This is a genomic window from Dactylosporangium sp. NPDC051485, assembly GCF_040682015.1.
In the GTDB taxonomy this organism is placed as follows: Bacteria; Actinomycetota; Actinomycetes; order Mycobacteriales; family Micromonosporaceae; genus Dactylosporangium.
The window spans coordinates 65,031-75,116 of the sequence record NZ_JBFAZW010000049.1 but is presented as its reverse complement, the minus strand read 5'-3'; the positions used below and the strand labels follow the sequence as shown (position 1 = coordinate 75,116).

Sequence of the window (10,086 nt, the reverse complement as noted above, 5' to 3'; positions counted from 1 at the left end):
GGTCCGCCCGCGCCGCAGCGTGCCGAGCCGCTTCGCACCGCCGCGCCGAGCCATATCGCGCCCGGTGTGTCGTGCGGGGCGTTTCGCGTCCGTCGGGACGCCTCCATGTTGTGCTGCGTGAGTCGGCTCGGGGGAGTCCTGCCGGGTCGTCCGCCGGGCCGCGCCTTTGCTTGCGGCGTCGCTGGAGCGCGGCCATCGTCGTTGCCCAGAGGACCGCGCACTCGGCGATTCCACTGGATCGCCGTCCGCTCTCCCGGTTGCCGATCGTATGACGAGGGCTCGCAGCGATCCGTCTCGATCCGGCTGCCCGGCGTGCCGACGGTGGGAGCGGCCCCGCCGGGTGCGATGTGGCTATCCGCACGGTGAAACGGGTAAGGGGAGGGCGAAAGGAGAACCCTCATGACGCGATTTATCGTGCTCGGGCTGATCCTGGTCGGCGTGGCGGCCTGCGCCGAGGCGGGCACTTCCAACGCAGGCGCATCTCCGGTCACATCCGGGTCCGCTTCCGATCCGGCCTCCGCGGCCGCCGCAGGACAGTCGTCGCAGAGCGGGCGCTGCCATACCGGCGAGCTCGAGGTGACCGCGCAGGCGGCGCCCGGCGGCGGGGCGGCCGGCAGCGTTTACACGTGGCTCGTTTTCACCAACGCCTCGGGCCGGGCCTGCACGCTGTACGGCTATCCGGGCGTCTCCTGGGTCACGGGCGCCGACGGACAGCAGGTCAACCAGCCCGCCGAGCGGGACCCGTCGGGCAAGCCGGCCACGGTGACCCTCCGGCCGGGCGGGGCCGCGCACGCCCAGGTGCGCGCCGGACATCCCGACATGTTCCCCGACATTTGCGAGCCGGTGCCGGTCGCGGGGTACCGGGTGTATCCGCCGGACGAGACCAGCGCCCTGTTCGTCCCGGCGGCCGGCAGGCAGTGCTCCGCCGATGGCGTCAACCGGGCCGTCGTCGAGCCGATCGCGACGGCGGGGAGCTGAGGCAGAGGTGAACTACGTGCTCAGGCCGGGGAGCGTCTCCCTGGTCACACGCCGGCGGAGCATCACCTGGCGGGAGCCGTCGGGGTAGAGCCGCACGCGGGCGAGCTCCCAGCCGCCGTACTCGGCCTGGATCGTCAGCTGCGCGTTGGCGGTCATCCGGTCGACATTCGACGGCAACCGCAACGGCGCATATTCGTAGTCCATGGAACCGATAGTGCTACGCCGGTATCCGCTGCACCAGCCCTTCCGGAGCGGATGCGTCCGACCCGGCGACGGCGAGCGTCCCGGTTCGGGGGTCCACCGCGACCGCAAGCGGGAGCCGTACGGTGGCGTGCCGGGCCACCTCGCGGGGCGTGCCGCCGGTCACGTCGTAGCCGACCACCTCGTTGCGCTGCGTGACGGTGACCCACAGGACGTCGCGGCCGGCGTCGTGCGCGAGGGCCCAGGGGCCGCCCGGCACCGGGTAGCGCTGGCGCAGCAGCAGCGGGCCGGTCTCGAACACCAGCAGCTCGCCGTCGCGCGCGTCGACGACGGCGAAGCGGCCGTCCCCGGCGGTGGTGACCGCGGCCGCGCCGTCGCCGGCCCGCAGCGCCTCCTGCCGTGCGCCGGTTGCCGCGTCGTATACGGTGAGTGACGACTCGGTGAAGTCGAGCACGGCGATGCGCTCCTTGTCGGCGGCGAGCGCGCTCGGGCGGCCGCCGGTGTGGATCGTGCGGGTCGTGGCGCCCGTGGCGGAGAGAATGATCACGTCGCCGGTGGTGGGGAGGGCCACGGCGGTCCAGTCGCCGGTCGGCGGGACGGCGATCGCGCCGCCCTCGGCGGGCAGGGGCCAGGCCGCGCCCGTCGTGCCGTCGGCCGCCACGGTGACCACGCTCGCGCCGACGACCAACCGGTAACCATCGCTGCCGGTGGCCACCGCGCTGGGCGAGCCGTCGACCGTGACACTGGTGACGCTGGTCGCAGGCTCCCGCCGTACGAATGCGGCGTCTTTGGCGATCACCGCCAGACCGTCGCCCTTGATCGCCAGTCCGGTGGGGCCGGACGGGACCCGGACCGTCGTGCCGGCCGGGGTGTGGGAGGGCGTGGGGGCCCAGGTGGGCGTGGGGACGGTCGCGTCGGGATGGTTGCCCGCCGGAGCTGCGACATCACAGGCGGTGAGTAGCAGCAGGGCGGTCAGTGGCAGCAGGCGGCGCATCATGATCGGCCAAGATTACGTCTGGCGCTCCGGATAGCCGGAGGTGGGCGCCGAGACGTCGTCGAGGGCGGCGCGGATCTCCCGGGGCAGCACGATCTCCTCGGTCTGCAGCGCGCCGAGCAGCTGCCCGACCGTGCGGGCGCCGAGCACCGGGGCGACGACGCCGGGCCGGTCGCGGACCCAGGCGAGGGCCACCTCCAGCGGCGACACGCCGAGCCCACCGGCCGCGGTGGCCACCGCCTCGACGATCCCGGCGCAGCGTTCGTCGAGGTAGGGGGCGACGAACCGCTCGAAATGGGGCGAGGCCGCCCGCGAGTCGGCGGGGACGCCGGTGCGGTACTTCCCGGTGAGCACCCCCCGCCCCAGCGGCGACCAGGGCAGGATGCCGATGCCCAGGGCCGTGCAGGCGGGCACCACCTCGCGCTCGATGCCCCGCTCGAGCAGGGAGTACTCCACCTGCGTCGAGACCAGCGGGGCCCGCCCGGGCCAGGCCGCCTGCCAGGTGGCGGCCCGCGCGGTCTGCCAGCCGGAGAAGTTCGACACGCCGGCGTAGCGGGCCTTGCCGCTGCTCACCGCCGTGTCGATGGCCGAGAGCGTCTCCTCCAGCGGCGTGTCGGGGTCGTAGCCGTGCACCTGCCACAGGTCCACGTAGTCGGTCCCGAGCCGCTGCAGGGACGTGTCGAGGGCGCGCAGGAGGTGGCCGCGGGAGCCGTCGCGGCGGCGGGTCATGCCCGGGCGCAGGCCCGCCTTCGTGGCGATGACCAGCTCGTCGCGGGGTACCAGGCGGCCCACCAGGGCGCCGATGACGGACTCCGCCTCGCCGTCGGTGTAGACGTCCGCGGTGTCCAGCAGGGTGCCGCCGGCGTCGCGGAACGTCTTGAGCTGGGCCGCCGCGTCGTCGGCGTCGGTGTCACGGCCCCAGGTCATGGTTCCGAGGGCCAGCCGGGATACCGCCAGCCCGCTACGGCCGAGCGGTCGCTGCTGCATGCATGGAACGATACGGCCGGACGGCGCCTTCGTACGGTAGGCGGGCCCCGGGCTACCCTGGTGCCGCCCGTGCAGGGTCGCGCGGGGGACTCCTGGGAGGCAGATGTGCGGCTTGCGTTGAACCTCGGTTACCTGTCGTCATGGAACGACCCGCAGGGTCACCTCGCCGTCGCGCGGGAGGCCGACCGGCTCGGTTTCTCCTGCGTATGGGTGGCGGAGGCGTACGGATCGGACGCGCCGTCGATGCTCGCCTGGATCGCCGGGCAGACCGAGCGGATCGAGCTGGGCTCCGCCGTCTTCCAGATTCCGGCCCGCACGCCCGCCATGACGGCTATGACCGCGGCCACGATCGACAAGCTCTCCGGCGGCCGGTTCCGGCTCGGCCTCGGCGTGTCGGGCCCGCAGGTCTCGGAGGGCTGGCACGGGGTGCGCTTCGCCAAGCCGTTGCAGCGCACCCGGGAGTACGTCGACATCGTGAACCTGGCGCTGACGCGCAAGGTCGTGCAGTACGACGGGCAGCACTACCAGCTGCCCCTGCCCGACGGCCCCGGCAAGCCCCTGAAGCTCATCCTGCACCCGGAGCGCGACCACGTCCCGGTGTACCTCGCCGCGGTCGGGCCCAAGAACCTCGAGCTGGCCGGCGAGATCGCCGACGGCTGGCTGGCGATCTTCTTCGCCCCCGAGTTCGCGAGCGAGTCGCTCGGCGCGATCGCCGCCGGCCGGGCCAGGGCCGGCAAGACGCTCGAGGGCTTCGAGGTGACCGCGGGGGTACCGGTGGTCTTCGGCGACGACGTCGCGATGTGCGCGGAGCTGGTGCGCCACTACGCGGCCCTCTACGTCGGCGGCATGGGCTCGCGGGAGCAGAACTTCTACAACGCCCTGGCCACCCGGATGGGCTACGGCGACGCGGCCCGCGAGGTGCAGGATCTCTACCTGGCCAAGCGCCACCGGGACGCGGCCGCCGCGGTGCCGCTGGAGTTCATCGACCGCACCTCGCTGCTCGGCCCGGTCGAGCGGGTGGCGGAGCGGCTGCACGCGTACCAGGAGGCCGGGGTGACCGAGATCTCCACGCTCGTGTTCGGCGACGCCGACAACTCGATCGCCACGCTGCGGCAGCTGGCCGACGCGTGGGAGAAGGCGGGCCTGTAACCAGTGACGACCGTTCTGCTGCTGCGCCACGGGCGCACCACCACCAACGCCACCGGCGTCCTCGCCGGTCACCAGCCGGTCGCCCTCGACGAGGTCGGCCGGGCCCAGGCCACCGCGGTCGGGGAGCGGCTGGCCGCGGCCAAGCTCCCCCTGGCCGCCGTGGTCAGCAGCCCGCTGCCGCGCTGCCTCGAGACGCTGTCCCTGGCGCTGCCCGACGTCGTCGACGTGGTCGAGGACGAGGGGATCATCGAGTGCCGGTACGGCGACTGGACCGGCCGCCCGCTCAAGGAGCTGGCCAAGGAGCCGCTCTGGTCGACCGTCCAGGCGCACCCGTCGGCCGCGGTGTTCCCCGGCCCGGAGGGCGAGTCGATGGCCGCGATGTCGGCCCGGGCGATCGACACGGTCCGCGGCTGGGACGCGCGCATCGCGGCCGAGCACGGGCCCGAGGCGGTCTGGCTGGCCTGCAGCCACGGCGACATCATCAAGGCGATCGTGGCCGACGCCCTCGGCATGCACCTCGACCTGTTCCAGCGCATCGCGGTGGAGCCGGCGTCGGTGACCGTGGTCCGGTACACCCCGCTGCGCTCGTTCGTCCTGCGTCTCAACGACACCGGCGGCGACCTCTCGGGCTTCCTGCCGCCGGAGAAGACGGAAGGGGAACCGTCCTCGGATGCCGCCGTCGGGGGTGGATCGGGCGGTTCCGTGTGATCTTGTGCCCGGCTGCGGCATCCGACCGCCGGAGTGGATAGAGTTCTGAGCATGAGCCACCACGTGTACGCATTCGAGCCGCCGGAGCGGTTCGTTGCCGGCACCGTAGGTGCACCGGGGGAGCGGACCTTCTTCTTGCAGGCGCGCGGCGGCGGCCGGCTGATCAGCGTCGCCCTGGAAAAGGTGCAGGTCTCCCTGCTGGCCGAGAAGCTCGACGAGCTGCTGCAGGAGGCCCACCGCCGCTTCGGCGTCGACCTCGTCGCCGAGCCGGCCGCGGAGACCGCCGACAACGAGCCCCTGGACACGCCGCTCGACGAGGAGTTCCGGGTCGGCACACTGGGGCTGCAGTTCGACGTCGACACCGCCACGGTCGTCATCGAGGCGATCGCGGTCGGCGAAGAGGAGACCGAGGAACCGGAGGAGGACGAGGACGACGAGCTCGCCACGGCCGACCGGGACCGCCTCCGGGTCCGGCTGACCCCGGCCGCCACCCGCGCGTTCATCGAGCGGGCCAAGCGTGTCGTCGCCTCCGGCCGCCAGCCGTGCCCGCTGTGCGGGCAGCCCCTCGACGTCCGCGGGCACCTCTGCCCGCGCCACAACGGCTACCGGCGGTAGCCTCGCGTGCCGGCCCTGCCCGAGGACGAGGCGCTCGAGCTGCTGCGCCACGGCACCATGGAGATCGAGGGCCGGCTGATGGACGCCTCCAACGCCACCCTCCGCTGCGTGATCACCCACGCCGGCACCGAGGCCCGGTGCGTCTACAAGCCGGTGAGCGGCGAGCGCCCGCTGTGGGACTTCCCCGACGGCACGCTCGCCGGCCGCGAGTACTCCGCCTGGCTGCTCTCCCAGGCCACCGGCTGGGGCATCGTCCCGCCGACCGTGCTGCGCGACGGGCCGCTCGGCGCCGGCATGGTCCAGCTGTGGATCGACGACGAGCTGCAGAGCGATGAGCCGCTGCTGGGCTTCGTCCCGGCCGGCAAGGTGCCGAAGGGTTGGCGCCGCATCCTCTCGGCCCGCGACGAGCACGGCCGCCCGTTCGTGCTCGCCCACGCCGACGACCCCCGCCTGGCCCACATCGCCCTCTTCGACGCCGTGGCCAACAACGCCGACCGTAAGGGCGGCCACGTGATCGACACCGTGGACGGCGGCGTCCACGGCGTCGACCACGGCATCTGCTTCCACACCGAGGACAAGCTGCGCACCATCATCTGGGGGTGGGCCGGCGAGCCCATCCCCGACGAGGGGCTCGAGGTGCTGGAGAAGCTCCGCGCGCAGTACACCGCCGGGCTGGCCGAGTCGCTCTCGGAGCACCTGACGCCGGCCGAGGTGGCGATGGTCTCGGTGCGCATCGGCGCGCTGCTGCGGTCGCGGACCTTCCCGGAGCCCGACGAGGACCGCCACGCGATCCCCTGGCCGCCGATCTGAGCGGATCCGGGCCCGGCATGCTCGGCGGGACAGGGCGCCTAACTGCTGGCCCCGATGTCGAACAGGTTGCCCTCGGGATCGGCGAGCGTGCTCCACACGACGCCGTGCTCGTCGAAGTCCTTGACGTGCTTCGCGCCGAGCCCGACGGCCCGCTCGACCTCGGCCGGCAGGTCCGCGGCCTGCAGGTCGACGTGCACGCTGTTCTTGCCTGGGGTGCGGTCGGGCACGCGGACGAACATGAGCGTCACCGACCTGCCGCCGCGGCCGACGGTGGCGAAGTACGGCGACGCCCCCTCGTCGACCCCGGTGCGCAGCAGCTCGGCGTAGAACCCGGCCAGCGCGGAGGCGTCCCCGCTGCAGTCGATCGTGATGTTCGCGATCCTTAGATCGGACATTCTCCCTCGTTCCTCTCTTGTTACGAAAAGTCGGGCGCTGGCGCGCCACGACTTTTCGGATTTATAATCCGACAGGCGAAATGTCCGAAATATCTGGCGCGCCAGCGCCGGATATTTCGGTTTTTGCACTATTTGGTGAACGTCATTCGTGCGCGCTATTCGACAGGCCAGCACACTTCCGTACGGTAGCGCTCGGCGTCGTCTGTGTGCTGCGGCCCCACCAGGTACAGCTCGACGATCGGCTCGGGCAGCGCCGCATCCCGGGCCGCCACGTGCGACCCCAGCGCCCCGTAGGTCAGGTCGCAGTCGGCGAACGGACCCGCGTGCACCGCCACTGCGTACCGTCGGCCCGGCAGCGTGAGGGTCGGCGGTACCTCCGGCGGCACCGGCACGAAGGCCACCACCTCGCCCTCGTCCTGCTCGAAGAACTCCGAGGAGTACGTCGCGCCGGCCGCCCCCGCCGGGTCCAGCCCCCGCTCCACGAGCCCGCCGAACAGCGCCTGATAGCTCACCGCGCACCAGTCGCCCACCTCGTCGCGGCGCAGCCGGCCGGCGACGTGCAGGACGGGCAGTGGGGGCTGGCGGCGGTACAGCACGGTCACCGGCGGCGCCGCGTCCAGCAGCCGGCGCAGCGAGGTGACCACGTCGCGGGTCCGGGCGAGCTCGGCCTCCATCCGGTCGAGGTGCCGGGCCAGCGCCGCGCCCCGCTCCGGTTCGCCCGGCTCGGCCAGCACCTGCCGGATCTCGGCCAGGGGCATGTCCAGGCCGCGCAGCCGCCGGATGAGGTGCGCGTCGCCGACCTGGCCCGGGTGGTAGCGCCGGTGCCCGCTGGTCGCGTCCACCGCGGCCGGGACCAGCAGCTCGATGTCGTGGTAGTACCGCAGCGTCTTGGCCGAGAGGTGACACAGCCGCGAGAACTCCCCGATCGGCACGCCCGTCGTCATGACAGTCAGTCAAGTCCTTCCAGCCACTGGAACTGCAAGCGGCAGAGGCGGGGATCATCACATGCTCCGAACGCTGCGCGCACAGATACGCTGTTGGTCATGGAGTCCTGGACCGCACCGGCGCTTCCCACGCTGCCCCGCCCCGGGGCCGCAGACGCCGCCCCGCTCGCCCTCTTCGACTCGGCGCGGCGGGAGATCTCGCCGGTCGAGATCGCCGGGCGGCCCGCCACCATGTACGTCTGCGGCATCACCCCGTACGATGCCACCCACCTCGGCCACGCCGCCACGATGATCGCGTTCGACCTGGCCAACCGGGTGTGGCGGGACGCCGGCCTCGAGGTCGACTACGTCCAGAACGTCACCGACGTCGACGACCCCCTGCTCGAGCGGGCCGCCCGCGACGGCGAGGACTGGGTGGTGCTCGCGATGCGCGAGACCGCGCTGTTCCGCGAGGACATGGAGGCGCTGCGCATCATCCCGCCGAAGCGGTATGTCGGCGCGGTCGAGTCGATCCCGCAGATCGCCCGTAAGGTCTCGGCGCTGCTCGCGTCCGGCCACGCGTACACGCTGCAGGACGGCACCGACGACGTGTACTTCTCCGTCGCCTCGGCGCCCCGCTTCGGCACCGAGTCCAACCTGTCCCGCACCGAGATGCTGCGCCTGGCCGCCGAGCGCGGCGGCGACCCGCAGCGCCCCGGCAAGCGCGACCCGCTCGACCCGCTGCTGTGGCGCGGCCTGCGCGAGGGCGAGCCGGCCTGGGACGGCGGCGACCTCGGCCCCGGCCGCCCCGGCTGGCACATCGAGTGCGCGGTCATCGCCCAGAGCCTGCTCGGCGACACGATCGACGTGCAGGGCGGCGGCAACGACCTGCTGTTCCCGCACCACGAGTGCTCCGCCGCGCACGCCGAGGCGCTGTCGGGCAAGGCGCCGTTCGCCACGCACTACGTGCACGCCGGCATGATCGGCCTCGACGGCGACAAGATGTCCAAGAGCAAGGGCAACCTCGTGTTCGTGTCGCGGCTGCGCGGCGACGGCGTCGACCCGATGGCGGTGCGCCTGGGCCTGCTCGCCGACCACTACCGCAACGACCGGCAGTGGAACGACGACGTGCTCAAGACCGGCCAGCAGCGGCTGAGCCGCTGGCGGGCGGCGGCCCGGGCCGGCATCGGCCCGTCGGGGGCGGAGCTGATCGCCCAGCTGCGCGAGCGGCTCGCCGACGACCTCGACTCGCCCGGCGCCCTCGCCGCCGTCGACGCCTGGGCCGACGCGAGCCTCGCCGACGCGGGCGACGACCGCGAGGCCCCGGCCCTGATGATCGCCGCGGTCGACGCCCTGCTCGGGATCAAGCTCTAACCCGTTCCGGCTCTTCGTCGCCGGCCACCTGTCGGACGGTGGCCGGCGGCGGGGCCCGTCAGGTACTCCATCAGCCTGGCCGTCGCCGGCGGGTCCGGCGGTTCCCCGTGGACGGCCGCGCTGACCCGGCGCCCGCCGCCCCCCAGCACCCGGGTCGCCACGGCGGGGGAGCGGTGCGCCCGCAGCGCAAGGTCCGGCAGGATCGTGACCCCCAGGCCCGCCGCCACCAGCGCCTGCACGGCGACGTAGTCGTCCGTGGTGAACGCGATGTCGGGCGTGAACCCCGCCTCCCCGCACCGCCGGACCAGGCTCTCCCGGCAGCGCGCGCAGCCCGCGATCCACCGGGCCCGCCGGAACGCGGACAGCTCCTCGCCCTCCTCGCCGGGGCGGGTGACCAGGTGCAGCGGCTCCTCGAACAGCGGGGTCAGCCGCGCCCCGCCGGAGCCGGCCGGGCCGTAGTCGAACACCACGGCCAGGTCCGCCTCGCCCGCGCGCAGCAGGCGCAGCGCCTCCGGGGGCTCGGCCTCCACGAACTCCAGGGCCACGTCCGGGTGGTCCGCGGCGAACCCGGCGGCGGCGAGCGGGACGAACGAGCCCAGCGCCGACGGGAACGCGGCCAGGCGGACCCGGCCCGCGCGCAGGCCGCTGTGCTCGGCCAGTTCCGCCTCGGCGGCTTCGAGGCGGCCCAGGATCTCCTCGGCCCGCTCGGCCAGCAGCAGGCCCGCGGGCGTGAGCCGCACCCCGCGGCCGACCCGCTGCAGCAGCTGCGCGCCGGTCTCGGCCTCCAGCCGGGCGAGGTGGTGGCTCACCGACGGCTGCGCATAGTGCAGCGCCTCGGCCGCCGCGGTCACGGTCCCGTGCCGGGCCAGCGCGACGAGCACCCGCAACCGCGTCACGTCCAGCATCCATCAATCGTGCCTATGGTTTCCAGGCAAAACAAGCATTGGATTTA

12 protein-coding genes are annotated in these 10,086 nt (G+C 73.3%); 6 read left to right on the top strand and 6 right to left on the bottom strand.

Going from position 1 to position 10,086, the window contains the following annotated elements; genetic code table 11:
• Positions 1-399 precede the first annotated feature (399 nt).
• Positions 400-978: a DUF4232 domain-containing protein gene (locus tag AB0M46_RS26445; RefSeq protein ID WP_363340038.1), complete on the top strand. Its 579-nt coding sequence runs from the start codon at positions 400-402 to the stop codon at positions 976-978.
• Between the two features lie 12 nt (positions 979-990).
• Here AB0M46_RS26445 and AB0M46_RS26440 read toward each other — a convergent pair whose 3' ends face one another.
• The 3 genes from AB0M46_RS26440 to AB0M46_RS26430 are packed head-to-tail and all read right to left on the bottom strand — an operon-like array spanning position 991 to position 3,160.
• Positions 991-1,182, bottom strand: a complete 192-nt coding sequence (locus tag AB0M46_RS26440) for a DUF5703 family protein (RefSeq protein ID WP_363340036.1) — start codon at positions 1,180-1,182, stop codon at positions 991-993.
• A 13-nt stretch (positions 1,183-1,195) separates the two neighbouring features.
• Positions 1,196-2,176 carry a hypothetical protein gene (locus AB0M46_RS26435; protein WP_363340033.1) on the bottom strand — a complete coding sequence of 327 codons (981 nt, stop codon included), beginning with the start codon at positions 2,174-2,176 and terminating at the stop codon, positions 1,196-1,198.
• A gap of 12 nt (positions 2,177-2,188) precedes the next feature.
• Positions 2,189-3,160: an aldo/keto reductase gene (locus AB0M46_RS26430; RefSeq protein ID WP_363340031.1), complete on the bottom strand. Its 972-nt coding sequence runs from the start codon at positions 3,158-3,160 to the stop codon at positions 2,189-2,191.
• Positions 3,161-3,265: 105 nt separating this feature from the next.
• On the opposite strand from AB0M46_RS26430, the gene AB0M46_RS26425 reads away from it, so the two are divergent.
• Genes AB0M46_RS26425 through AB0M46_RS26410 form a run of 4 tightly spaced genes read left to right on the top strand, consistent with a single transcriptional unit; the run spans position 3,266 to position 6,442 of the window.
• Complete coding sequence (locus AB0M46_RS26425) at positions 3,266-4,309, top strand: LLM class F420-dependent oxidoreductase (protein WP_363340029.1); 1,044 nt, start codon at positions 3,266-3,268, stop codon at positions 4,307-4,309.
• 3 nt (positions 4,310-4,312) lie between these two features.
• A complete protein-coding gene (locus tag AB0M46_RS26420; RefSeq protein WP_363340027.1) occupies positions 4,313-5,017 on the top strand; it encodes an MSMEG_4193 family putative phosphomutase in 705 nt (234 codons plus the stop codon).
• Positions 5,018-5,068: 51 nt separating this feature from the next.
• Positions 5,069-5,632, top strand: coding sequence for a DUF3090 domain-containing protein (locus AB0M46_RS26415; protein WP_363340025.1), 564 nt, complete (start codon positions 5,069-5,071; stop codon positions 5,630-5,632).
• A 6-nt stretch (positions 5,633-5,638) separates the two neighbouring features.
• Positions 5,639-6,442 (top strand): SCO1664 family protein, encoded by an 804-nt coding sequence (locus AB0M46_RS26410; protein ID WP_363340023.1) that lies wholly within the window; start codon positions 5,639-5,641, stop codon positions 6,440-6,442.
• Positions 6,443-6,480: 38 nt separating this feature from the next.
• On the opposite strand, the gene AB0M46_RS26405 is transcribed toward AB0M46_RS26410, so the two are convergent.
• On the bottom strand, positions 6,481-6,837 hold the full coding sequence (locus AB0M46_RS26405) for a VOC family protein (protein ID WP_363340021.1): 357 nt from the start codon (positions 6,835-6,837) through the stop codon (positions 6,481-6,483).
• Between the two features lie 155 nt (positions 6,838-6,992).
• Positions 6,993-7,781 (bottom strand): MerR family transcriptional regulator, encoded by a 789-nt coding sequence (locus AB0M46_RS26400; protein WP_363340019.1) that lies wholly within the window; start codon positions 7,779-7,781, stop codon positions 6,993-6,995.
• A 99-nt stretch (positions 7,782-7,880) separates the two neighbouring features.
• Here AB0M46_RS26400 and mshC point away from each other — a divergent pair, with 99 nt between their 5' ends.
• A complete protein-coding gene (gene mshC, locus AB0M46_RS26395; protein ID WP_363340017.1) occupies positions 7,881-9,134 on the top strand; it encodes a cysteine--1-D-myo-inosityl 2-amino-2-deoxy-alpha-D-glucopyranoside ligase in 1,254 nt (417 codons plus the stop codon).
• On the opposite strand, the gene AB0M46_RS26390 is transcribed toward mshC, so the two are convergent.
• A complete protein-coding gene (locus AB0M46_RS26390) occupies positions 9,131-10,039 on the bottom strand; it encodes a LysR family transcriptional regulator (protein WP_363340015.1) in 909 nt (302 codons plus the stop codon). The genes mshC and AB0M46_RS26390 overlap by 4 nt on opposite strands.
• Between the last annotated feature and the right edge of the window lie 47 nt (positions 10,040-10,086).

Excerpts from the sequence above, each read along its gene's own strand:
- AB0M46_RS26445 (WP_363340038.1), top strand. The coding sequence starts at position 400 with ATGACGCGATTTATCGTGCTCGGGCTGATCCTGGTCGGCGTGGCGGCC.
- AB0M46_RS26440 (WP_363340036.1), bottom strand. The coding sequence starts at position 1,182 with ATGGACTACGAATATGCGCCGTTGCGGTTGCCGTCGAATGTCGACCGG.
- AB0M46_RS26435 (WP_363340033.1), bottom strand. The coding sequence starts at position 2,176 with ATGATGCGCCGCCTGCTGCCACTGACCGCCCTGCTGCTACTCACCGCC.
- AB0M46_RS26430 (WP_363340031.1), bottom strand. The coding sequence starts at position 3,160 with ATGCAGCAGCGACCGCTCGGCCGTAGCGGGCTGGCGGTATCCCGGCTG.
- AB0M46_RS26415 (WP_363340025.1), top strand. The coding sequence starts at position 5,069 with ATGAGCCACCACGTGTACGCATTCGAGCCGCCGGAGCGGTTCGTTGCC.
- AB0M46_RS26405 (WP_363340021.1), bottom strand. The coding sequence starts at position 6,837 with ATGTCCGATCTAAGGATCGCGAACATCACGATCGACTGCAGCGGGGAC.
- AB0M46_RS26400 (WP_363340019.1), bottom strand. The coding sequence starts at position 7,781 with ATGACGACGGGCGTGCCGATCGGGGAGTTCTCGCGGCTGTGTCACCTC.
- mshC (WP_363340017.1), top strand. The coding sequence starts at position 7,881 with ATGGAGTCCTGGACCGCACCGGCGCTTCCCACGCTGCCCCGCCCCGGG.
- AB0M46_RS26390 (WP_363340015.1), bottom strand. The coding sequence starts at position 10,039 with ATGCTGGACGTGACGCGGTTGCGGGTGCTCGTCGCGCTGGCCCGGCAC.